Source organism: Chromobacterium sp. FG22 (assembly GCF_057809415.1).
This window is the reverse complement of sequence record NZ_JBMDJX010000004.1, coordinates 49,438-71,917: the sequence shown is the minus strand read 5'-3', so window position 1 is coordinate 71,917 and position 22,480 is coordinate 49,438. Positions and strand designations below refer to the sequence as shown.

Annotated in this window: 26 protein-coding genes; 10 read left to right on the top strand and 16 right to left on the bottom strand. The window is 64.9% G+C overall.

What is annotated here, in order from left to right; genetic code table 11:
- Positions 1-7: 7 nt before the first annotated feature.
- Together hda and ACODSD_RS05360 are read left to right on the top strand one after the other, a co-directional pair.
- Positions 8-682: a DnaA regulatory inactivator Hda gene (gene hda, locus ACODSD_RS05365; protein ID WP_043591991.1), complete on the top strand. Its 675-nt coding sequence runs from the start codon at positions 8-10 to the stop codon at positions 680-682.
- Positions 679-1,368: a histidinol-phosphatase gene (locus ACODSD_RS05360; protein ID WP_107798230.1), complete on the top strand. Its 690-nt coding sequence runs from the start codon at positions 679-681 to the stop codon at positions 1,366-1,368. The genes hda and ACODSD_RS05360 overlap by 4 nt, the downstream gene beginning before the upstream one ends.
- Positions 1,369-1,457: 89 nt before the next feature.
- Here ACODSD_RS05360 and ACODSD_RS05355 read toward each other — a convergent pair whose 3' ends face one another.
- Positions 1,458-1,769, bottom strand: a complete 312-nt coding sequence (locus ACODSD_RS05355; RefSeq protein WP_488876932.1) for a hypothetical protein — start codon at positions 1,767-1,769, stop codon at positions 1,458-1,460.
- Here ACODSD_RS05355 and ACODSD_RS05350 point away from each other — a divergent pair.
- The 7 genes from ACODSD_RS05350 (at position 1,756) to trhA (ending at position 6,281) form a co-directional block, all read left to right on the top strand.
- Complete coding sequence (locus ACODSD_RS05350) at positions 1,756-2,370, top strand: MotA/TolQ/ExbB proton channel family protein (RefSeq protein WP_107798231.1); 615 nt, start codon at positions 1,756-1,758, stop codon at positions 2,368-2,370. The genes ACODSD_RS05355 and ACODSD_RS05350 overlap by 14 nt on opposite strands.
- Positions 2,371-2,372: 2 nt before the next feature.
- Positions 2,373-2,786 carry an ExbD/TolR family protein gene (locus ACODSD_RS05345; protein ID WP_107798232.1) on the top strand — a complete coding sequence of 138 codons (414 nt, stop codon included), beginning with the start codon at positions 2,373-2,375 and terminating at the stop codon, positions 2,784-2,786.
- 4 nt (positions 2,787-2,790) lie between these two features.
- Positions 2,791-3,813, top strand: coding sequence for a tetraacyldisaccharide 4'-kinase (lpxK, locus tag ACODSD_RS05340; RefSeq protein ID WP_488876931.1), 1,023 nt, complete (start codon positions 2,791-2,793; stop codon positions 3,811-3,813).
- Positions 3,803-3,985 (top strand): Trm112 family protein, encoded by a 183-nt coding sequence (locus tag ACODSD_RS05335; RefSeq protein ID WP_048408720.1) that lies wholly within the window; start codon positions 3,803-3,805, stop codon positions 3,983-3,985. The genes lpxK and ACODSD_RS05335 overlap by 11 nt, the downstream gene beginning before the upstream one ends.
- Positions 3,982-4,755 (top strand): 3-deoxy-manno-octulosonate cytidylyltransferase, encoded by a 774-nt coding sequence (gene kdsB / locus ACODSD_RS05330; RefSeq protein ID WP_486636578.1) that lies wholly within the window; start codon positions 3,982-3,984, stop codon positions 4,753-4,755. Before ACODSD_RS05335 ends, kdsB begins: the two co-directional genes overlap by 4 nt.
- A 70-nt stretch (positions 4,756-4,825) precedes the next feature.
- Entirely contained in the window at positions 4,826-5,482 is a 657-nt protein-coding gene (gene adk / locus ACODSD_RS05325) for an adenylate kinase (RefSeq protein WP_107798235.1), read from the top strand.
- Positions 5,483-5,663: 181 nt separating this feature from the next.
- The gene (trhA, locus tag ACODSD_RS05320; RefSeq protein ID WP_019100472.1) at positions 5,664-6,281 is read left to right on the top strand and encodes a PAQR family membrane homeostasis protein TrhA; all 618 of its coding nucleotides are present in this window, start codon (positions 5,664-5,666) and stop codon (positions 6,279-6,281) included.
- A 108-nt stretch (positions 6,282-6,389) separates the two neighbouring features.
- Here the strand turns inward: trhA and ACODSD_RS05315 are convergent, their stop codons facing one another.
- From ACODSD_RS05315 to ACODSD_RS05245, 15 genes are all read right to left on the bottom strand, one after another.
- The gene (locus ACODSD_RS05315; RefSeq protein ID WP_107798236.1) at positions 6,390-7,988 is read right to left on the bottom strand and encodes a DUF3369 domain-containing protein; all 1,599 of its coding nucleotides are present in this window, start codon (positions 7,986-7,988) and stop codon (positions 6,390-6,392) included.
- Positions 7,985-9,529, bottom strand: a complete 1,545-nt coding sequence (locus tag ACODSD_RS05310; protein WP_107798237.1) for a sensor histidine kinase — start codon at positions 9,527-9,529, stop codon at positions 7,985-7,987. Before ACODSD_RS05310 ends, ACODSD_RS05315 begins: the two co-directional genes overlap by 4 nt.
- 77 nt (positions 9,530-9,606) lie before the next feature.
- Complete coding sequence (locus ACODSD_RS05305; RefSeq protein ID WP_488876930.1) at positions 9,607-10,524, bottom strand: DMT family transporter; 918 nt, start codon at positions 10,522-10,524, stop codon at positions 9,607-9,609.
- Between the two features lie 115 nt (positions 10,525-10,639).
- A complete protein-coding gene (locus ACODSD_RS05300) occupies positions 10,640-12,130 on the bottom strand; it encodes an NAD(P)H-hydrate dehydratase (RefSeq protein WP_107798239.1) in 1,491 nt (496 codons plus the stop codon).
- Positions 12,131-12,175: 45 nt separating this feature from the next.
- Positions 12,176-12,811, bottom strand: a complete 636-nt coding sequence (locus ACODSD_RS05295) for a flavin prenyltransferase UbiX (RefSeq protein WP_107798240.1) — start codon at positions 12,809-12,811, stop codon at positions 12,176-12,178.
- A gap of 34 nt (positions 12,812-12,845) precedes the next feature.
- Positions 12,846-13,688, bottom strand: a complete 843-nt coding sequence (rapZ, locus tag ACODSD_RS05290; RefSeq protein WP_488876929.1) for an RNase adapter RapZ — start codon at positions 13,686-13,688, stop codon at positions 12,846-12,848.
- On the bottom strand, positions 13,669-14,625 hold the full coding sequence (gene hprK / locus ACODSD_RS05285; RefSeq protein WP_019104261.1) for an HPr(Ser) kinase/phosphatase: 957 nt from the start codon (positions 14,623-14,625) through the stop codon (positions 13,669-13,671). Before hprK ends, rapZ begins: the two co-directional genes overlap by 20 nt.
- Positions 14,618-15,079, bottom strand: a complete 462-nt coding sequence (ptsN, locus tag ACODSD_RS05280; RefSeq protein ID WP_107798242.1) for a PTS IIA-like nitrogen regulatory protein PtsN — start codon at positions 15,077-15,079, stop codon at positions 14,618-14,620. The genes hprK and ptsN overlap by 8 nt, the downstream gene beginning before the upstream one ends.
- Before the next feature lie 121 nt (positions 15,080-15,200).
- Positions 15,201-15,515: a ribosome hibernation-promoting factor, HPF/YfiA family gene (hpf, locus tag ACODSD_RS05275; protein ID WP_019104259.1), complete on the bottom strand. Its 315-nt coding sequence runs from the start codon at positions 15,513-15,515 to the stop codon at positions 15,201-15,203.
- A 67-nt stretch (positions 15,516-15,582) separates the two neighbouring features.
- A complete protein-coding gene (locus ACODSD_RS05270) occupies positions 15,583-17,004 on the bottom strand; it encodes an RNA polymerase factor sigma-54 (RefSeq protein ID WP_235084266.1) in 1,422 nt (473 codons plus the stop codon).
- 3 nt (positions 17,005-17,007) lie between these two features.
- Entirely contained in the window at positions 17,008-17,736 is a 729-nt protein-coding gene (lptB, locus tag ACODSD_RS05265; RefSeq protein ID WP_227107056.1) for an LPS export ABC transporter ATP-binding protein, read from the bottom strand.
- Positions 17,733-18,287 carry a lipopolysaccharide transport periplasmic protein LptA gene (gene lptA, locus ACODSD_RS05260; protein ID WP_107798245.1) on the bottom strand — a complete coding sequence of 185 codons (555 nt, stop codon included), beginning with the start codon at positions 18,285-18,287 and terminating at the stop codon, positions 17,733-17,735. Before lptA ends, lptB begins: the two co-directional genes overlap by 4 nt.
- Entirely contained in the window at positions 18,277-18,846 is a 570-nt protein-coding gene (lptC, locus tag ACODSD_RS05255) for an LPS export ABC transporter periplasmic protein LptC (RefSeq protein ID WP_107798246.1), read from the bottom strand. The genes lptA and lptC overlap by 11 nt, the downstream gene beginning before the upstream one ends.
- Positions 18,843-19,367, bottom strand: coding sequence for a KdsC family phosphatase (locus tag ACODSD_RS05250; RefSeq protein ID WP_107798247.1), 525 nt, complete (start codon positions 19,365-19,367; stop codon positions 18,843-18,845). Before ACODSD_RS05250 ends, lptC begins: the two co-directional genes overlap by 4 nt.
- 25 nt (positions 19,368-19,392) lie before the next feature.
- Positions 19,393-20,373, bottom strand: coding sequence for a KpsF/GutQ family sugar-phosphate isomerase (locus tag ACODSD_RS05245; RefSeq protein WP_227107058.1), 981 nt, complete (start codon positions 20,371-20,373; stop codon positions 19,393-19,395).
- Between the two features lie 119 nt (positions 20,374-20,492).
- Here ACODSD_RS05245 and ACODSD_RS05240 point away from each other — a divergent pair, with 119 nt between their 5' ends.
- Positions 20,493-22,466, top strand: coding sequence for a monovalent cation:proton antiporter family protein (locus ACODSD_RS05240; RefSeq protein WP_107798249.1), 1,974 nt, complete (start codon positions 20,493-20,495; stop codon positions 22,464-22,466).
- Positions 22,467-22,480: the final 14 nt, after the last annotated feature.

Here is a 22,480-nt window from a genome sequence, read left to right as displayed (position 1 = left end):
CCTTCACTTGGACCAGTTAATACTTGATTTGACGCCCACCCCCTTGCCGGCCTTCGACAATTTCCTGGCCGAACGCAACCGCGAGGTGATTACCGCGCTGACGGCCGAGGCCGGCGAGCGCTTCATCTATCTGTGGGGCGAGCCCGGCTGCGGCAAGACGCATCTGTTGCAGGCCTGGATCGCCCACGCCGAGCGGCTGGGGCGCGCCTCCATCTATCTGGACGGCAAGACCGAGCATCTGCCGGACTTCGCGCGCGAAGCCAGCTTCATCGCCGTCGACCATGTCGACGACCTGGCGCCGGACGACCAGATCACTCTGTTTTCCTTCTACAACTCGCTGAAAGAGAGCGGGGAGTCGCGGCTGTTGATGGCCGGCCGCCAGCCGCCGATGGCCTTGGCGGTGCGCGACGATCTGCGCACCCGCCTGGGCTGGGGCCTGGTGTTCGAAGTCAAGGCGCTGTCGGACGAGGACAAGCTGGCCGCCTTGCGCAGCCACGCCGCCAGCCGCCAGCTGTCGATTCCGGACGATGTCTACCGCTACCTGCTGACCCATTGGCGGCGCGACCTGTCCAGCCTGATCGGCATGATTGACATATTGGACCGCTATTCTCTGGCCATGAGGCGGCCGATCACCGTGCCGCTGGTGAAAAACGTTTTGCAAACCGCAAGCCCGGAACCATGACCGACACTTCTGCATTGCGCAATCTGGCGCTGTTCGACCTAGACCACACCCTGATCGCCGGCGATTCCGATTTCGAATGGCCGCGCTTCCTGATCCAGCGCGGCATTCTGGAGCAGGCGCATTACGACGAGCGCAACAATTATTTCTACCGGCAGTATCAGCAGGGCACGCTGGACATCCACGAATACCTGGTGTTCGCGCTGGAGCCCTTGAAGCGTTTCAGCCGCGCCGAACTGGACGCCTTGCATGCGGACTACCTGGAACAACACATCAAGCCCATCATCACCCGCAAGGCGCGCGATTTGCTGGCCGCGCACGCGGCCCAGGGCGACGAGATCATCATCATCACCGCCACCAACCGCTTCATTACCGGGCCTATCGCCCGCGAGCTGGGCGTGGAGCATCTGATCGCCATCGAGCTGGAGGAAGACGAGCAGGGCCGCTTCACCGGCCGCGTCAGCGGCGTGCCCAGCTTTCAGCAGGGCAAGATCACCCGTTTGCAGCAGTGGCTGGACGAGCGCGGCCTGAGCATGGACAGCTACGGCCAGAGTTTTTTCTACAGCGACTCGCACAACGATCTGCCCTTGCTGAAGCTGGTGGATCATCCAGTGGCGGTGGACCCGGACGACACCCTGCGCGCCCACGCCGAGCAAGAGGGCTGGCGGGTGATTTCGCTGCGCGATTGAGGCGCGGAAATTATCCACAGCGGCGGCTGAATAACCTTGTGGATAACTGTGTGGATCGCTTGCCAGGGCTTGGCTTTTGCTGGCAAAGGTTAAAAAAGCGGCAGCCTCCAATCATGGCGCGGATCTTGATAGTCTGGGTTGAAAGCCTTGCCTGGCGCGGCTTTCGCCGGCTTGAGTTTCGAGCGGCGCCGATGAAATGGGGCCAGCATTCGAAAGCCTTTATAAAAGATGGGTTTAGACGGCTTTGTTGACAACTCTGCGTAGTTTTCGCCGCTAAGCGCCTGTTTGAGGGCGCGGCGGCGGCGGCGCGTAGCGGAGCCGGTTGCTGAACCGGCATGGATGCCGCTAAAGTTCAGCGTTTGCAATCGTTTTTCGGAGAACCTCCTCGTGTGGTCAATCATTGAAGCGGCCGGCTGGCCGATCTGGACCATCATCGCCGCCTCGGTCGTGTCGCTGGCGATTATCTTTGAACGCCTGTTCAGCCTGAGGAAGAGCAGCGTGGCGCCGGAGGGCCTGCTGGGGCAGGCTTTGCAGGAGTACCGCCGCGCCGGCGCCAGCGAGGAGCTGTTGCGCAAGCTGCAGGAGCATTCGCCGCTGGGCCGCCTGTTCTGCGCCGGCCTGCGCAATGTCGGCGGCAATCGCGAAGTGATGAAGGAAGCGATCGAGGACGAGGGCCGTGTGGTGGCGCATCAACTGGAGCGCTTGCTGACCACGCTGGGCACCATCGCCGCGATGGCGCCCTTGCTGGGCCTGCTGGGCACGGTGATCGGCATGATCGAGATCTTCGGTTCGCAGTCGCCGGCGGGCAACAACCCGCAAGCATTGGCGCACGGCATTTCCATCGCGCTGTACAACACCGCCTTCGGCCTGATCGTCGCCATTCCCAGCATGATGTTCTATCGCCATTTCCGCTCCAAGGTGGACGGCCTGCTGGTGGAGATGGAGTCGCAAGCGGTCAAGCTGGTGGAAGTGCTGCACGGCGAGCGTAAAAACGGGGGTTGAGCATGAATTTCCGCCGAGGCCGCAGCCGCGAAGAGCCCGAGATCAACTTCATTCCCCTGATCGACGTGCTGCTGGTGATCCTGATCTTCCTGATGGTCACCACCACTTATTCCAAGTTCGCCGAACTCAAGATCAATCTGCCGGCCGCCCAGGGCGAGCAGGCCAAGACCAAGTCGTCGGAAATCACCGTGGCGGTGGCCGCCAACGGCGAAATGGCGGTGGGCGAGGCCAAGTTGGCCGCCGGCGACAAGGCGGCGCTGTTGAGCAAGCTGAAGGACGACGCCGCGGGCAAGAGCGATGTGATCGTCATCGTCAACGCCGACGCCAAAGCCACCCACCAATCGGTGGTGACGGTGATGGAGGCGGCGCGCGAGGCCGGTCTGAACCAGTTGACCTTCGCCACCCGTTCGCAGTAGCCGCATGCATTGGATAGAACGGCAATGGTATCGGCCGCGCTGGTGGCTGACGGCCCTTCTGGCTCCGCTGGAAGGGCTGTTTGCCCTGTCGGCGGCGACCAGGCGGCTGGCTTACCGCCGCGGCTGGCTGCGCGCGGAGCGCCTGGCCGCGCCGGTGGCGGTGATCGGCAACATCAATGTGGGCGGCGTCGGCAAGACGCCGCTGACCCTGGCCCTGTTGCGCGATTTGCAACAAGGCGGCGTCAAGGCGGGGGTGATCAGTCGCGGTTACGGCGGCAGCCACCGCCAGCCCACGCTGGTGCGGCCGGACAGCTCGCCGGAAGAAGTGGGCGACGAGCCGCTCTTGCTGGCCGCCGCCGGTGCGCCGGTGGTGGTGGGGCGCGACCGGGTCGCCGCCGGCCGTCATCTGCTGGCGCTGCATCCCGATTTGGAATTGATACTGACCGACGACGGTCTGCAGCATTACCGCTTAAGCCGCGATCTGGAGATCGTGGTGCTGGACGGCGCGCGCGGCGGCGGCAACGGGCGGCTGCTGCCGGCCGGTCCCCTGCGCGAGCCGTGGTCTCGGCTGTGCTCCGTCGGCGCGGTGGTGATCAACGGCGGGGACGCCGCCGGCCTGGCCTTGCCGGCCGGGCCGCGGCGTTTTGCCATGCGTTTGCGTCCGGCCGCGCTGCAGCGGCTGGACCGGCCCGAGGAGACGCGGGCGGCGGCGGATTTCGCCGGCTTGCGGCTGGCGGCGATGGCCGGCATCGGCCACCCGCAGCGCTTCTTCGACACGCTGGCCGGCCTGGGCCTGCGGCCTGAGCTTTGCCTGGCCTGGCCCGACCATCATCAATTCGCCGCGGCGGACCTGCCGGCCGACATGGACGCGGTGATCGTCACCAGCAAGGACGCGGTCAAGCTGCGGCGGGTGATTCATGATGCAGCGCAGCGTGCTAGACTATGGGTTTTGCCGGTTCAGGCGGAGTTGGAGCCTGATCTGAGCGCTTGGATTCTGGATCGACTGAAGATAAAACATGGATGCTAAATTCCTGGATATTCTGGTGTGCCCGCTGTGCAAGGGCCCGCTGGTTTTCGACAAGGCCAAGCAGGAACTGGTCTGCAAGGGCGACCGACTGGCTTACCCGATCAAGGACGGCATCCCGATGATGCTGGAAGCCGAAGCCCGCGAGCTGGCGCCGGAAGAAGAAATAAAATGAGCCGCGGCTTTTGCGTGGTGATCCCGGCGCGTTTGGCGTCCAGCCGCTTGCCGGGCAAGCCGCTGGCCGATCTCGCCGGCAAGCCCATGGTGGCGCGGGTCGCCGAGCAGGCGGCCAAGAGCGGCGCGACGCGGGTGATCGTGGCCACCGACCACGCCGATGTGCTGGACGCCTGTCGCGCTCACGGCGTCGAGGCGTTGATGACGCGCGCCGACCACGCCAGCGGCACGGACCGGCTGGCCGAAGTGGCGCAGGCCTTGAACCTGGCCGACGATGAGATCGTGGTCAATGTCCAGGGCGACGAGCCGCTGATCGATCCGGCGCTGATCGATCAGCTGGCGGCGCTCCTGGCCGCCGGCGACGCGCCGGTGGCGACGCTGGCGCATCCGTTCCGCGACGCCGCCGACATGTTCAATCCCAATGTGGTCAAGACGGTGCTGGACCACGCCGGCCGCGCATTGTATTTCAGCCGCGCGCCGATTCCCTATGCCCGCGACGCCTTCGCACAGGATGCGAGCGCGCTGCCCGCGGACCTACCGGTGCTGCGGCATATCGGCATGTACGCCTATCAGGCGGGTTTTCTGAAGACCTATAACCGTTTGGAACCGGCGCCGCTGGAGCGTTTCGAAGCGCTGGAGCAGTTGCGGGTGTTGTGGCACGGCTTCGCTATCAAGGTGGCGGTGGTCGAGTCCGCGCCGCCGGCCGGCGTGGACACGCCGGAGGACCTGGAGCGGGTGCGCCGCTTGCTGGGCGCCGGACGGAACTCATAAGCCGGGCCGCGTCGGCGCGGCCCGGATTTCGATATCAAATCATCTTATTCAAATTGACGGAGCGATCTTCATGCGACTGATCCTGTTGGGGGCGCCTGGCGCCGGCAAAGGCACCCAGGCCAATTTCATCAAGGAAAAATTCGGCATCCCGCAAATCTCCACCGGCGACATGCTGCGCGCCGCGGTCAAGGCCGGCACGCCGCTGGGCCTGGAAGCCAAGGCGATCATGGACGCCGGCGGCCTGGTGCGTGATGACATCATCATCGGCCTGGTCAAGGAGCGCATCGCCGACGCGGATTGCGCCAACGGTTTCCTGTTCGACGGCTTCCCGCGCACCATTCCGCAAGCCGAGGCGATGATCGCCGCCGGCGTGGACATCGATTACGTGGTGGAGATCGACGTGCCGGACGCGGCCATCGTCGAGCGCATGGCCGGCCGCCGCGTGCATATGGCCTCCGGCCGCACCTACCACATCAGCTTCAATCCGCCCAAAGTGGCCGGCAAGGACGATGTGACCGGCGAAGAGCTGGTCCAGCGCGACGACGACCGCGAAGAAACCGTGAAGAAGCGTTTGTCGGTTTACCACGAACAGACCGCGGTGCTGGTGGGCTTCTACGGCGAGCGCGCCGCCAGCGGCGACGCCAAGGCGCCGAAATACGTCAAGATCGACGGCACCCGCGCGGTGGAAGTGGTGCGCGACGAGGTGCTGAAGGCGCTGGGCGCCTGAGAACCTGTTCCGGGTTCTCCAAGAAGACAAGCGGGCCTTATGGCCCGCTTGTCTTTTGACGTGTAGAGAAAGGGCTGGCGCGGCGGCGGCAACAGGCGGACAATTGAACCCGGAGCCCGCGAGCGGCTCCAAAAGTTTTTGTGCGTCAAGCCGGCGCGATGCCGGCGCAAGGATAATACCTATGTATCACGGGGAACGTTTCAACGGGATTTCCCATTTGATCGGCACTTTGCTGGCCATTACCGGCCTGGTGGTGCTGGTGACCATGGCCGCGCGCGAGGGCGACCCCTGGAAGGTGGTCAGCTTCAGCCTGTACGGCGCCACGCTGGTGGCCTTGTATCTGATTTCCACGCTGTATCACAGCTTCCGCGGCCGCGCCAAGGCGGTACTGCAGAAGTGCGACCATTCGGCGATCTATCTGCTGATCGCCGGCAGCTACACGCCGTTCGCGCTGGTGACTTTGCGCGGCGCCTGGGGCTGGAGCCTGTTCGGCGTCAGCTGGGGCCTGGCCGTGTTCGGCATCATCCAGGAACTGACCCTGGGCCGGCGCACCCGTTTGCTGTCGATGATTCTTTACGTGGTGATGGGCTGGCTGGTGCTGGTGGCCTTGCCGCCCTTGATCGAGTCCTTGCCCAGCGGCGGCCTGTTCTGGCTGGCCTTGGGCGGGATTCTGTACAGTGTCGGCATCTATTGGTTTCTCAACGACGAGAAAATCCGCCACGGCCACGGCATCTGGCATTTGTTCGTGCTGGGCGGCAGCGTCTGCCAGTTTGTCAGCGTCTTGTTCTACGTGGCCTGAGCCGAGGCTTGAAGTCCTCCGCGCCGCGGCGGGACGAAGAAGAAGGGCGAAACCAGCGCAAACGCTGCTTTCGCCCTGTTTTATTGCGGCGTGGACGCTGGCGTTCGCTCAGGCGTCCGGCAAGTCCTGCAGCCGGCGCTCCTTGACCAGGGTTTCCAGCGCGCGCACCACTTCCGGATCGAACTGGCTGCCGGAGCGGCCGGAAATGTATTCCATGGTGTCGTGCAGCGTCCACGGCTCCTTGTAGGGCCGTTTGTTGAGCAGGGCGTCGAATACGTCCACCACCGCGACGATGCGCGCCGACAGCGGGATTTCGTGCGCTTTCTGCTTCCTGGGGTAGCCGTTGCCATCGAAGTGCTCGTGGTGGCCGCCGGCGATTTCCGAGCCCAGCGACAGATAACTCATCCCCTCCACCATGCTGGCCGATCTGGCCAGAATCTGCGCGCCTATGGTGGCGTGCTGCTCCATGATCACCCGCTCGTCCGGGTCCAGCTTGCCCGGCTTGAACAGGATGTGGTCCGGCGTGCCTACCTTGCCGACATCGTGCAGGATGCTGGCCATGCCCACCATGTCCATGAACTCCTTGCCCATCAGTTCCGGATAAGCGCCGTTGTCCCGCATCTGCCCGGCGATGGCGTCGGTCAGCCGCTGCACGCGCAGCACGTGGTTGCCGGTGTCGGTGTCGCGGAATTCCGCCAGATCCGCCAGCGCCACCACCGTGGCCTCCTGCGCGCTGCGCAGCTGGCTGTAGAGGTAGAGATTGTCGTAAGCGGCGGAAATGCGTTGGCAGAACACGTCGAGCAGATCGCGCTCCACTTCTTCCAGCGGCCATTGCGGGGTGAAGTGGATGATGAACTCGCGGCCGTTGCGCGAGGTGATGTAGAGCACGTCGTAGGGGTGTTGGTAGATGCTGCGCTTCTCGGCGAAGGAGCGCAGGATCACCTGCTCCAGCTCGGGGAAGGGGCTCAGGTCGCCGCTTTGCCCCAGAGGTTCGTAATTGCCGGAGGCGGCCAGGATTTCCAGTTCCGGCCGGCCGTTGCTGCTGTCGTTGCGCACGCAGAGGATGCCGTCGCTGCCGATGTCCAGCAGCGCGCTGATCTGGCGCAGCACGCCGGAGGCGAACTCGCGCAGCGAATACAGCTGGTACAGGTCGGACGCGCTTTCCAGGATCTTGGACAGGCCTTGGCGGTTCTTCTCCAGCGACAGCAGGTTTTCGTAGGCGCGCAGCGAGGAGATGATGGTGGTGAACAGCTTTTGCACCGTCAGCTCGGTCTTGGTCTTGTAGTCGTTGATATCGTAGTTGAGGATGACTTCCTGCTCCGGCGCCTGTCCGGGCTGGCCGGTGCGCAGCACGATGCGCACCAGGCCGTTCTTCAGGTCCTGGCGGATCTGGTGCACCAGCTTCAGGCCGGCGTCTTCGCTCTCCATCACCACGTCCAGCATGATCAGCGCGATGTCCGGATGCTGGCGCACCACTTCGTAGGCTTCCTTGCCGGAGTGGGCGCTGAGCAGTTCCAGCGGCCGTTCTTTGTAGCGGATGTTGCGCAGCGCGATGCGGGTGGCGGTGTGCACGTCCTTCTCATCGTCGACGATCAGGATTTTCCACGGGTGGCGGCCGTCGCCGGCGGCGGAGGCTGGGGAGGACGCAGACGGAGCGTCATCATCGTCCAGCAGCCAGTCGTCTTCCTGGTTGGTGATGTCGCTCATGCTATGTTCTCCTTGCTCTGATTGACCGGGGCGGAGCAGGGCATGGTGATGGTGAAGGTGGTGCCTTTATTCACTTCGCTGTGCACCTCGATCGACCCGCCCAGGCGTTGCCGTACGATGTTGTAGACGATGTTGAGCCCAAGACCGCTGCCGCCGCTGCCGCGGCGGGTGGTGAAGAAGGGGTCGAACACGCGGCTCAGGTTTTCCGGCGGAATGCCCTTGCCGTCGTCGCTGAGCGTCAGCGTGATGTAATGCGGATTGTTGCGCCTGGCCTCGATCAGGATTTTGCCGCTGCTGCGGTTTTCAAAGCCGTGCACCAGGGAGTTGACCATCAGATTGGTGACCACCTGGGCGAAGGAGCCCGGATAGCTGTCCAGCAGGATGTCTTCCTCGCACTGCACGCTGATGGTGGTGTTGGCGTGCTTGAAGCGCGGCTTCAGGCTGGTGATCACCTCGTTCAGATAATCCTGCAACTGGAAGCTGCGCCGCGCCTCGCTGGTCTGATCCACCGCCACCTGCTTGAAGCTGTGGATCAGGTTGGCCGCGCGCTCGGCGTTGGACAGGATCAGATCGCTGCATTCCTTGGCGGTGTCCAGATAAGCCTGGAAGTCGCTTTTCTTGACGGTGCCGCCGTCCACCTTTTCTATGATGTGGCTGGTGGCGGTGCCCAGATGGGAAGCGGTGGTCAGCGTGATGCCCACCGGGGTGTTGATCTCGTGGGCGACGCCGGCCACCAGGCTGCCCAGCGAAGCCATCTTCTCGGTTTCCACCAGGGTTTGCTGCGCTTCCATCAACTGGCGGTAAGCTTCTTCCGCGCGGTCGCGCTCGGCGCGGGCCACCGCTTCGGCCTCGGTGCGCTTGGCCAGATCGCCGGCGGTGCGGGCCACGATGCGGTTGAAGCCGTTGACGATGCCGCCGATCTCGTCGTCGGCGACGTGGGTGACTTGGGCGCCGCTGGCGTCCGGCGCGCGGATGGCGGTGTTCAAGGCCTGCTGCAGCCGCGCCAGCGGCTGGAACAGGAAGCGTTGCAGATTGAAGGACATGATCATGAAGATCATCACGTCCAGCAGCAGGATCTGGGCGGACAGTTCGATCAACTGGTCGCGCTGATGCTTGGCCAGCGCCTGGCGCGACAGATAGACGGTGGCGTTGCCCAAGTGCTCCTTGCCCTGGTAGACGATGGGAATGTTGAGCATGTCGTCGGAACGCGGCTCCTCCGACGGCGGCATGTCGCGGATGCTGCCGTCGCTGTCATGGCTGCGGCCCAGGCTGAGCCCGGACTCCCCCTTGACGCTGATGGCGATGATGGATGGCCAGCTCAGCTCGCTGTCCAGCGTCAGCCTGACGTTTTCATCGTCCAGCTGCCAGACGCTGTGCGGCAGCGACATCGCCAGGCGGGCTTTGACCGCGGCGCGTTGGGATTGGTAATCGGCCTCATTGCGTTCCTGGTTGTGCAAATAGGAAAACAGGCCCGTCGTCCCCAGAATGGCGGTGATCCAGGCCATCAACCAGAACATCAATTTGGTTTTTATGCTTTTCATTATGTTCACAGTTCCAAGTGCCCACACTGAATCCTAGGCAGTTCTGGCGCGAATACCAAATCCGGATGCGCGCGGAGCTAGCCGCCGCCGTCGGCGCTCAGCGCCGCGGCGGGCTTGGCGCGCGGGGCCAGTTTTTGCAGCGCCAGCCCGCTCAGGATCAGGCCCAGACCGACCAGGGTGGAGGGCAGGATGGCCTCTCCGATCAGGAAATGAATCAGCGCCAGCGACAGCAGCGGCGACAGGAAAATCAGGTTGGCGATGCGGGCGGTGCTCGGCGTCAGCTTCATCGCCGTCAGCCACAGAACAAAGGTGAAGCCCATCTCGAAGGCGCCGACATAGGCGGCGCCGGCCAGGCCCTGCCAGGCCACCGGGCCCAGCTGTCCGGTATAGGCGCACCAGGCCAGGCTCAGCGGCAGCGAGAAGGCGAAATTGAGCGTCAGGCCTATCACCGGCTCGCGCGCGTCGCGGGCGTTGAAAATCCAGTAGCCGGCCCACAGCAGGGTGGAGGCCAGCGCCAGCGCCACGCCCAGCGAGTCGGAAAAGCGCAGTTCCAGCACCTGGCCGCGGGTGCCGATCACCAGCACGCCCAGATAGCAGACCAGCGCGGCGGCGATGTCGCAGCGTTGCAGCTTTTGTTTGAGCAGCGGCACCGCCAGCAAGCTCATGGTCAAGGCCCAAGTGTAGTTGATGGCCTGGGCTTCCTGCGCCGGCAGCAGCGCGTAGGCCTGGAACAGGATCAGATAATACAGCGCCGGATTGACCGCGCCGAAGATCAGGGAGGCGCGCCAGTGGCGGCGCAGGGCCGGGGCGAGCTCCGGCAGCCTGCCCTGGACGGCGAGCAAGCCCAGCAGGCAGAAGAGAGAGGCGGCGCTGGCGTAGAGCACCAGCTGGGCCGGGCTAAGGTGGGCGAGACTGATCTTGAAGGCGCTGGCCACCGTGGACCAGGCCAGGACGGCGGCGAGTCCGTAGGCGTAAGCTTTAGATTGTGACTGCAAGGTAATCCCCAGGGTGACGGATGAGGGGCCGCGGGACGGCCATGCCGCCGGCCCGCGCGCCGATGACCCATTCTAATGCAAATGGATTTCCCCGGGGGCTTGCAGGGTCTTGGATCTAGGTGGCCTGTTCCTGCGCGCGTTCCTGGATCAGGCGGTTCAGCATCAGGCTGGCGCGCCAGGCGGTGTCGGAGGCGGACAGACCGATGGGGCCGCCGGTTTCCATTTCGAAATCGTCGCCGGCCAGGCCATGGATGTGCACGGCCAGGCTGGCGGCTTCGAACGGCTCCATGCGCTGGGCCAGCAGCGCGGCGATGATGCCGGTCAGGACGTCGCCCTGGCCGGCCACCGCCAGCGCCGGGCCGCCGCTGGTGTTCAGATGGTAGAAGCCGTCCGGGCCGACGATCAGGCTGCCGGCGCCCTTGAGCACCACCACGCAGTTGAAGTGGTTGGCCAGCCGGCGCGCGGCCATCAGCCTGTCCTTTTGCACCGTCTCGGTGCTTTGTCCCAGCAGGCGCGCGGCTTCCGCCGGATGCGGGGTCAGCACGGTGCCGGCCTGGCGTTTGGCGATCAGGGCGGCGGCGGCGTGGTCGTTGGCCAGCAGGTTCAGCGCGTCGGCGTCCAATACCAGCGCCTGCGGCAGCTGGATGACTTGGTCCAGCAGGCGGCCGGCCCGTTCTTGCTGGCCCAGGCCGGGGCCGACGGCCAGCACGTCGGCGTCGGGCAGGCCGGCCGCTTCGTCCAGCGCGGAAATCATCAGTTCCGGCACCACCGGGTCCACCGGCAGCCGGTCGTCAAGCGGGCAGACATGGACTTTGCCGGCGCCGCAGGCTAAGGCGCTGCGCCCGGCCAGCAGCGCCGCGCCCAGCATGCCCGGTGCGCCGCCTATCACGCAGACGGTGCCGAACAGGCCCTTGTGGCTGTTGCGCGGCCGCAGCAGCGCGCGGACGTCCGGCTGGTTGATGCTGCCGTCCGCCGCGGGGATCAGCCTGGGCGGGCAGTCCAGCAGTTCCAGTTCCACATTGCCGGCCAGATCGGCGCCGGAGGCGCTGAACAGACCGGGCTTCTGGCACAAAAAGGTCAGGGTGTGGCTGGCCTGGATCGCGGTGTTGGCCGGCACGCCGGTATAGGCGTCCAGGCCGCTGGGGCAGTCCAGCGCCAGGATGGGGCTGCCCAGCTGGTTGATGCGGTCGATCAACGTGGTCCATTCCAGGTCGAAGTCCCGGCTCAGGCCCACGCCGAACAGGCCGTCTATGACCAGTTGCGGCGCGCGGTAGTCGCGCGGCAGATCGAACATCACATGGCCCTGGGCCTGCTCCAGCTCATGCAGGGCTTCCGAGGTGGCGGGGCTAGTGGGCTGGGTGGGCACCAGCACGTCGACGCGGAAACGACGGCGCATCAGTTCCAGCGCCGCGTACAGCGCGTCGCCGCCGTTATTGCCGGGGCCGGCGCAAATCAACAGCCGGGACGCGCTGGGCAGGTGGTGGCTGACCCAGTCCGCGGTGGCCATCGCCGCGCGCTGCATCAGGTTGTAGCCGGCGTCGGTGGCTTGGCGCTCCAGTTGGCGCAAGGCGTCCAGGCTGAGAATGCTTTGGTCTTGTGTCGGCATCCCAAGATTCCTCTTTGACCGGGCCGCAAGCGGCGCGGCGGCTGGCTAGGGGGCCGCGGGGCGGTCCGGGGCGGGCTCGCCCCAGCGCGGCGTCAATTGATTGTCGATGCGGAGCTGATCCAGAATTCGCGCCACCACGAAGTCGATCATATCGTCCACGGTCTTGGGATGAGTATAGAACCCCGGAGACGGCGGCAGGATGACAACGCCGAGACGAGCCAGCTTGAGCATGTTTTCCAGATGGATGGCGGAGAACGGCGCCTCGCGCGGCACCAGCACCAGCTTGCGCTGTTCCTTGATGCTGACGTCGGCGGCGCGTTCGATCAGATTGTCGCTGCTGCCCTGGGCGATGGCGGCCAGCGTGCCCATCGAGCACGGGCAGACCACCATGGCGTCGGCCGGGTTGGAGCCTGAGGCCACCGGCGCGAACCACTCTTCGCGGCCGAAGACTGCCAGCTGGCCGTCGCGCGCGCCGCTGCGTTGCATCAGCCATTGCCGGGCTTCGGCCGGGCGCGAGGGCAGGGTCAGGTCCATTTCCTGTTTGGCCACCACTTGCGCGGCCTGCGAATACAGCACCCAGACGCGGACGCCGGCGGCGATCAGGCAATCGATCAGCCGCAGGCCGTAGGGCAGTCCGGAGGCGCCGGTCAGGGCGACGGTGACGGTTTGGATCGGGCGCATGAATGTCTCCTGTAGGCGGGCGGCCCGAATGCGTTCAGTTCTGGCGGTAGAGCTGGCGATGGCGCACCAGCACCTGTTCGGCGGCGAACAGGCGGGCAAGGCGTTCCGTGATGTAGACCGAGCGGTGCTGACCGCCGGTACAGCCGACGGCGACGGTCAGATAGCTGCGGTTTTCCATGCTGAAACAGGGCAGCCATTTGCTGACCATCTGCTGGATGTCGTCCACCATCTGCTGCACTTCCGGCGTTTGCTGGAAGAAGTCGATGATGGGCTGGTCGCGGCCGGTGAACGGGCGCAGCTGCGGGTCGTAATAGGGATTGGGCAGGCAGCGGACGTCGAAAACGAAGTCGGCGTCCCGCGGCAGGCCGTGCTTGAAGCCGAAGGATTCGAAGATCAGGGTCAGCCGGCTGCTGTCGGCGTCCACCAGCTCGCGCACCCAGCTGCGCAGCGCGTTGGCGGACAGCTCGCTGGTGTCGATGCGGGTGCCCAGCTCCATGATCTCGGCCAGCATGTCCTGTTCCAGCAGAATGCTTTCCTCCACCGTGACGTCGGCGCCGGACAGCGGGTGGCGGCGGCGGGTTTCGGAGAAGCGCTTGACCAGGGTGGCGGGCGTGGCTTCCAGGAACAGCAGGCGCACGTCCACATGTTGGGCCCGCAGCTTTTCCATTTCCGCCGGCAAGGCGCCCAGCGACGGGCCGGAGCGGGTGTCCACGCTGATGGCGATCTGTTCATAGCCGTAGTCGGCGTACAGCGACATCGCCTCGTGCAGCATGGTGGCCGGCAGATTGTCCACGCAGTAGAAGCCGGCGTCTTCCAGCGCGCGCAGCGCCACCGACTTGCCGGAACCGGACAGGCCGCTAATCAATATCAGGCGCATTTTCCTGGTCTCTGAGGAAGTTGGTGTGGCGTTCGATGAATTCGCGGGTGCTGTCTATGCCGCGCAGCTGCAGGATGTAGTTGCGCACCGCGGCTTCCACCAGCACCGCCAGGTTGCGGCCGGCGGCCACCGGCAGCACCACTTTGCGGATGGTGACGCCGATGATGTCCTGGGTTTCCGACTGGATGTTGAGGCGGTCCAGCGCCTGCATCGCCTGGTCGTTGGCCTTGACCAGGTGGATGATCAGCCGCAGCACCTTCTTCGGCCGCACGGCGGTTTCGCCGAAGATGGTGCGGATGTTGAGGATGCCCAGGCCGCGCACTTCCAGGAAGTCGCGCAGCAAGGGCGGGCAGCGGCCTTCCAGCGTGTCGGGGCCGATGCGGTACAGCTCCACCGCGTCGTCGGCCACCATGCCGTGGCCGCGGGAAATCAGTTCCAGCGCCAGCTCGCTCTTGCCCATCGCCGAATCGCCCATGATCAGCACGCCGATCTCGAACACGTCGAGGAAGACGCCGTGCAGCACGGTGGACACCGCCAGCGCCCGCGCCAGATAGATGCGCAGCACATCCATCAGGTAGGGGCTTTCCAGCTTGGTGGTCATCAGCGGGACGTTGTGGGTGTGGCAGTAGTCGCGCAGCAGCTTGGGCACCGGCTGGTCGTTGGCCACCATCACCACCGACATGCTCTTGTGGAACAGCTGGTCCAGCGCGGTCTTGGCGGCGGACTGCTCCAGCCGGTTCAGGTAGTCCACCTCGGCGAGGCCCAGCACCTGGACCCGGTTGGGGTGGATGAAATTGAGGTGGCCGACCAGCGCCTGCGTGGGGCGCTGTTCGTCGTTGCCTATCATATTGTCGGCGCCGCCGGTGCCTGCGACCCAGGTCAGGTTGAGCTTCTGCTGGTTTTCCTGGTACAGCCGGCGGACGCTGATGCTAGGCATTGGGCACCCAATTATTGAGCAGCTGATAGAGCTCGTCGCGCAGGGGGATGCCCAGCATCTGCTCGCGCATCTGGCGGCTGGAGAATAGCTGCGCCAGTTCGGACAGCACTTGCAGGTGCAGGTCCGTGGCCTGTTCCGGCACCAGCAGCACGAACAGGCACTGCACCGGCTTGCCGTCGGGCGCGTCGAAGGGAATCGGGGTCTTCAGACGGATGAACACGCCCATCGCGTCCTTGAGGCCGCGCGCGCGGCCGTGCGGAATCGCCACTCCCTGGCCAAGGCCGGTGGAGCCGAGCTTTTCGCGGGCGAACAGGCAATCGAAGATTTCGCTGCGCGCGATGCCCCGGGTATTTTCAACCAAGAGGCCGACTTGCTCGAACACGCGCTTCTTGCTGGCGACGTCCAGATCCAGCAGGACGTGTTCGGGTGTCAGGATTTTGCCGATGAGGTTCATATTGGATTATGCATGCGGCTGAGAAAAACCCGGCAATTCTACGTTGCCTTGATAGTACTGAAAACGGGCAAGTGCAAAGAAAAGCGGGAACCCGCAGGCCCCCGCCTTCCAATTCAAGGGATTACAGGCTGGCTTCAGGCGCCGGAGCACGGTGTTCAGACTGCTTTTCCTTGTGTTTCAGCACTTGACGGTCCAGCTTGTCGATCAGCAGATCGATGGCGGCGTACATATCGGATTCGGTGGCTTCCACGTGGATGTCCTTGCCGGACAGATGCACGTTGACTTCGGCCTTTTGCACCAGTTTATCAACAGACAGAGTAACGGAAATGTCGATCACATGGTCGACATGTCGAGTAACGCGCTCCATTTTGGTTTCAACGTATTCGCGCAGGGCGGGAGTTACTTCCAGATGCAGTCCAGTTACTTTGAGGTTCATACCCTAGCTCCTTCTGGTGTTGACAGTCCGGTCGGGTCGGCCGGATCGCTGTATTCCGCCGCCTGGGTCACAGCGTCTTGCGCTGGTTGACCGGCGGTATCTGCATGGCTTCACGATACTTGGCTATCGTGCGTCTGGCAACTTGTATTCCCTGTTTGGCCAGCGCTTCGACCAGGGCGCTGTCGGACAGCGGTTTGCTCGGCGATTCGGCGTCGATCAGGCTGCGGATGTGGGCCTTGATCGCGGTGGCGGAGCACTCGCCGCCGCTGTCGGTTTCCAGCGCGCTGCCGAAGAAATACTTGAGCTCGAACAGGCCGCGCGGGCAGAGCAGGTATTTCTGGGTGGTGACCCGGGACACCGTGGATTCATGCAGGCCCAGCTCGTCCGCGATGTCGCGCAGAATCAGCGGGCGCATGGCCACTTCGCCGTGTTCAAAGAACGATTGCTGCCGTTCAACGATAGCTTCCGCCACTTTCAGGATAGTGTCAAATCGCTGCTGGATGTTCTTCACCAGCCATTTGGCCTCCTGCAGCCGCGAGGACATTTCGCCGTTGCCGCCGCGGTTTTCCGCCAGCAGCCGCGCGTACATCTGGTTGACGCGCAAGCGAGGCACGGCACCGCCGTTGAGGGCGGCCACCCAGCGTCCCTTGCGTTTTCTGACCGAGACGTCGGGGATCACGTACTGGGTGTCGCTGGCGCCGAAACCGGCGGTGGGGCGGGGGTTGAGGCGGGCGATCAGCGCCTGGGCGGCGCGCAGCGCGGCGTCGTCCACGCCCAGCTGTTTTTTCAGCCGGGTGTAGTCGCGGTTGCCCAGCAGGGCCAGGTGGTCGCGGACGATGGCCAGCGCCAAGCCGCGCTGCGGCTCGTCCGGGTCCAGCCGCTGCAATTGCAGCGCCAGCGCTTCCGGCAAGGAGCGCGCGCCGACGCCGGGCGGGTCGAACTGCTGCAGCAGGCGCAGGCCTATCATCAGCTCGTCGGCCTCGATTTCCAGTTCCAGCGGCAGGTGGCTGGCGATGTCTTCCAGCGTCTGGCCCAGATAGCCGTCGTCGTCCAGCTCTTCAATCAGCAGCTGGACGATGGCCTGATCGCGCGTAGGCAGCGCCACTTCGCCCAACTGCGCCAGCAGGTGCTCGCGCAGGCTGATAGGACAGGGCACGTTCAGCATCGGGTCCAGCTCGTCGTCGCCGTCGCCGCGGCGTCCGCCGCTGCCCCAGTCGCTCAGTTCGCCGGTCTCCGCGCCGCGTTCGCCGTCGTCGCCGGAGGCGTCGTCGCGGCTTTCCGCCGGGGCCTCCGGTTCCTGGGCGGCGGCGTCCGGCGCCTCGCCCTGCGGCGCTTCGTCGCCGCGCTCCAGCAAGGGATTGTCCAGCAAGAAGCGCTCGACTTCGGTCTGCAGGTCGAGGGTGGACATCTGCAGCAGCTTGATCGATTGCTGCAGTTGCGGCGTCAGGGTCAGCTGCTGCGATACCTTGAGCTGAAGTGTCTGTTTCATCGCTTACAGGTGGAAGTGTTCGCCAAGGTAAACTTCGCGCACCTTCTCGTTGTTGACCAGTTCTTCCGGCTCGCCGGAGGCGAGCACCGAGCCTTCGCTGATGATGTAGGCGCGGTCGCAGATGCGCAGGGTTTCACGCACATTGTGGTCGGTGATCAGCACGCCGATGCCGCGTTCCTTCAGGAAGGAGATGATTTTCTGGATGTCGATCACCGCGATCGGATCGACGCCGGCGAAGGGTTCGTCCAGCAGGATGAAGCGCGGCCGGGTGGCCAGCACGCGGGCGATCTCCACGCGGCGGCGTTCGCCGCCGGACAGCGACAGCGCGCTGCTGTCGCGCAGGTGGCCGATATTGAGGTCGTCCAGCAGCAGGTCCAGTTCCTTGTCCAGTTCCTTGCCTTTGAGGCCGGACACTTCCAGGATGGCGGCGATGTTCTCCTCCACCGTCATGCGGCGGAAGATGGAGGCTTCCTGCGGCAGATAGCCGAGGCCCAGGCGCGCGCGCTGGTGGATGGGGTAGTGGGTGATCACCTGATCGTCCAGGCGAATCTCGCCGTCGTCGGCGCCGATCAGGCCGACGATCATGTAGAAGCTGGTGGTCTTGCCGGCGCCGTTGGGGCCGAGCAGGCCCACCACTTCGCCGCTGGCGATTTCCAGCGCCACGTCCTTGACCACGGTGCGTTTCTTGAAGCGCTTGCGCAGGCGCTCCACCTTGAGCACGCTTTGCGTCATTTGGCGGCTCCGCTGGCGGGTTTGGCCGTCGCCGGCTGGGAGGCGGTGTTCTTGGGCTGCAGGATCACGGTGACGCGGCCCTTGTTGGGGCCGGTGGCGGTGCCGCCCGTGACTTGGTAGGTTTCGTTCTGGGTGTTGTAGGTGATCACATTGCCCACCACCAGGTCGCCTTCGCGCTTGACCCGGGCGTTGCCGGTCAGCACCGCGAGGTTGGCCGCGCTGCTGTAGTCGAGGCGGCTGGACTGGCCTTCCACCCATTCGTTCTTGCCGTCCATTTTCTGGCGGAAGGTGACGATGCGGCCGGTGGCCACCAGGGTCTGGTTGCCCTGCTTGTCCTGGGTGGCGACGACTTTGTCGGCGTTGAGCCGCAAGGTGCCCTGGATGATCACCACATTGCCTTCGCAAGTGGAGACGCCCTTGATCTGGTCCATGGTGCAGCCGTTGTCGCTGGTGATTTCCATCGGCTTGGTGCGGTCGGCTTGTTCGGCGTGGGCGACGGAGGCGGCGGCCAGTGCCAGGCCGGCCAGCAGGAGACGGAGCTTATTTTTCATAAATGATCTTGGTGTGAGACAGCAGGTTCAACAAACCTGTCTGTTGCTGGTAGACGAAGCCCACGGAGTTGCCGTGCGATTTGCCCTGGAAGAATACGGTGGGCGCGGCGGAGCGGGCGATTTTCTTGCCGGTGTCGACATGCATGGCGCTGGTGACGACCTTGGTCTCCGGCTTGTCCGCGGCGGCGGGCTGGATCATGGTCGCCTTCTTGTCGAAATAGGCTTGCTGGGTTTTGTTGTTGTAACGGCCGACGTCGCCGATCAACTGGTATTGCAGCGCGCCTTGCTGGTACTGGTAGAGCTCGGGATTTTCGAAGAAGGCGTCGTCCTTGCCCGGGTATTGCCACATGCGCGAGGCGATCAGCCGCTCGTAGAGCTTGCCTTGCGGGTCGAAGCGGGTGGCGATCAGGTGTTCGGCCACGTACTCGGGCTTGTCCGGGTCCAGTTCGCGGCGGTTGCTGTCCCAGCGCGAGACCTGGTCCAGCCACACGGTCAACAGGCCGGTCAGGCCCACCAGCAGCAGCGGGAACAGGCGGTGGGAGCGCAGCAGGCGGATCATGCCAGATACCTGGCCAGGATGGCGTCGAAGGAGCCCTGGGCCTGCATGATCAGCTCGGCCAGCTCGCGCACCGCGCCCTTGCCGCCGGAGCAGCCGGTCACGTAGTGGGCGCGCTGGCGCACCAGGGCCGGCGCTTCCGGCACCGCGACGGCCAGGCCGACGCGGGTGATGATGGGCAGGTCGATCAGATCGTCGCCGATGAAGGCGCATTCCTCGGCCGTCAGGCCGGTGAGTTCCAGCAGTTCGCCCAAGGCCAGTTTCTTGTCGTGCACGCCGCCGTAGTAGTGGTCGATGTGCAGCGCCTGGGCGCGATGCTCGACGCAGCGGTCGGCGCGGCCGGAGATGATGGCCAGCTGGACCCCGGTGGATTGCAGCAGGCGCAGGCCCAGGCCGTCCTGCACATTGAAGGATTTGCTTTCTTCGCCGTGGGCGTTGTAGTAGATGCGGCCGTCGGTCATCACGCCGTCCACGTCCATGATCAGCAGCTTGACCTTGCGGGCCTGCTCAAAAATGCTTTGCATGCTTGTCCTTGCTAATGCCGGCGACTCAGATCACGCCGGCCTTGAATAGATCGTGCAGATGCAGCGCGCCTATCAATTTGTTGCTTTCATCTACGACCAGCAGGCTGGTGATCTTGTTCTGTTCCATCAGGAACACCGCCTCGGTGGCCAGCTTTTTGGGGCTGATGGTGCGCGGCGAGCGGCTCATCACCTGATCGATGGTCAGATCGTAAAGGTTGGCGGAACGTTCCAGCGTGCGGCGCAGGTCGCCGTCGGTGTAGACGCCCAGCAGGGCGTCGTCGGCGGCGCAGACGGCCAGCATGCCCAGGCGCTTGCGGGACAGTTCCAGCAAGGCGTCCTTCAGCGGCGTGCCCGGCGCCACCCGCGGCAATTCCTCGCCGCTGTGCATGATGTCGGAAACGTGGACCAGCAGCTTGCGCCCCAGGCTGCCGCCCGGATGCGACAGCGCGAAATCGCCCTGGCCGAAGCCGCGCGCGTCCATCAGCGTGACCGCCAGCGCGTCGCCCAGCGCCATCTGCACCGTGGTGCTGGTGGTGGGGGCCAGGCCCAGCGGGCAGGCTTCCTTCTCCACGCGGGCGTCCAGGTGGATGTCGGCCTCCTGCGCCATGGTGGAGCTTTCGCGTCCGGTCATGCAGATCAAGCGCACGCCCTTGCGCTTCAAGGCCGGCAGCAGGGCGATGATTTCGTCGCTTTCGCCGGAGTTGGACAGCGCCAGCACGATGTCCTGGGCGGTGATCATGCCCAGATCGCCGTGGGCGGCCTCGCCCGGGTGAACGAAGAAGGCCGGCGTGCCGGTGCTGGCCAGCGTGGCGGCGATCTTGCGCGCCACGTGGCCGGACTTGCCCATGCCGGTGATTACCAGACGGCCGGCGCTGGCCAGGATCAGGTCCACGGCGGCGAGAAAGTCGCCGTTCAGGCTGCGCGACAGCGCGGTGAGGGCTTCGGACTCTATCTGCAGGACTTCCCGGGCCAATTGGAGCCGGGACGGAGCTTGTACTTTTTCCATAATTCGAAAGTATATCAAAGGTTATAATCGCTGAACGCAGGCTGGTGCATCTTTTGCTTGGCATGTGTTAAAAATTGCAGTCTTTTTCCTTTCTCTCGCTTCAGGAGCCCCGCCGCGCGATGCATTCGTCACTAGCCCCTATCGTCTTGGTTCTGCTGGCCGCGGTGTTGTCGGTGACCTTGTGCCGCAGCCTGAAAGTGCCGGCCATGCTCGGTTATCTGGTGGTGGGCTTTCTGGCCGGCCCCGGCGTGATGAATCTGATTCCGCAAGGCGAGGAAACCGCCTTTCTCGGCGAGATCGGCATTGTCTTCATGATGTTCTCCATCGGCCTGGAGTTTTCCCTGCCCAAGCTGCGCGCGATGCGGCAGCTGGTGTTCGGCGTCGGCTTCGGTCAGGTGGCGGCCACCATGTTGCTGGTGGGCCTGGCGGTGGGCTGGCTCAGCGGCAGTCCGCTGACCGGTTTCGCCGTCGGCGGCGCGCTGGCGATGTCGTCCACCGCCATCGTCAGCAAATTGCTGAACGAGCGTCTGGAGCTGAACCAGGCCCATGGCCAGCTGGCCATTGGCGTGCTGTTGTTCCAGGACATCGCGGTGGTGCCCTTGCTGATTCTGTTCCCGGCCTTCGCCGGCGGCAGCGACACCTTGTGGATGGACCTGGGCCTGGCGGCGCTGAAGGTGGTGGTGGTGCTGGCCTTGCTGCTGTTCTTCGGCCAGCGCCTGCTGCGGCCGTGGTTCCATCTGGTGGCGCGCCAGCGCTCGGGCGAGCTGTTCATGATCAATGTGCTGCTGGTGACGCTGGGCGTGGCCTGGCTGACCGAGCTGTCCGGCCTGTCGCTGGCCTTGGGCGCCTTCGTCGCCGGCATGTTGATTTCGGAAACCGAATACCGCTATCAGGTGGAGGAGGACATCCGGCCGTTCCGCGACATCCTGCTGGGCTTCTTCTTTGTCACCGTGGGCATGAAGCTGGAACTGACGGTGTTGTTCGAGCGTTTCGGCGAAGTGCTGCTGATGCTGGCCCTGTTGCTGCCGATCAAGGTGGCGGTGGTGTTCGGGGTGGCGCGCGGCTTCCGCCACAAGTCCAATGAATCCATGCGCGCCGCGCTGGCCCTGGCCCAGGGCGGCGAATTCGGCTTTGTGCTGCTGGCGCTGGCCTTGAACCTGCATCTGGTGCCGGCCGGCACCGCTCAGGCGGCGATCGCCGCGATTCTGATCTCGATGCTGATCGCGCCCTTCCTGATCCTGTACGGGGACAAGATCACCCGCCGCCTGATCAAGCAGGATTGGATGTTCCAGGCGCTGGACCTGCACCATATGCTGGTGGAGAGCATGTCCAAGAGTGACCATGTGGTGATCTGCGGCTACGGCCGCAGCGGTCAGGCGCTGGCGCGCTTGCTGGAGGCGGAGGAGATCCCGTTCTTCGCGCTGGACATGGACCCGGAGCGGGTGCGCGAGGCCGGCGAGGCCGGCGATCCGGTGGTGTTCGGCGACGCCGGCAAGCACGAGGTGCTGGTGGCGGCCGGGCTGATGCGCGCCAAGGCGGTGGTGGTGACCTTCGCCGACACCCACGCGGCCCTGCGCATTTTGAGTTCGGTGGAGCATGCGCGGCCGGGGCTGCCGGTGATCGTGCGCACGGTGGACGACAGCGATATGGATCAGCTGCGCCATGCCGGCGCCGACGAGGTGGTGGCCGAGGTGATGGAGGGCAGCTTGATGTTGGCCTCGCAGGCGCTGCTGGTGGTCGGCGTGCCGCCGAGCCGGGTGGTGCGCCGCATCCGCGCGGTGCGCGAGGAGCGCTACGGCCTGTTCCGCGGCTTCTTCCGCGGCGTCAGCGACGAGGGCGAGGGCATGGACGAGGCCTTGGTGCCGCGGCTGCAGAGCATTCAGGTCTGCACCGGAGCGGCGGCGGTGGGCCAGCCGTTGGCCAATCTGCATCTGAGGGATTTGGGCGTGGAATTGAAGGCGATCCGCCGTCAGCGGGTGCGGCGCACCGATTTCGACGACAGTTTCGAGGTGGAGCAGGGCGACGCGCTGGTGTTGCTGGGCACGCCGGAGCAGCTGGCGCTGGCCGAGTACCGGATTCTGCAGGGGGAGTAAGGACCGGCGGGAGG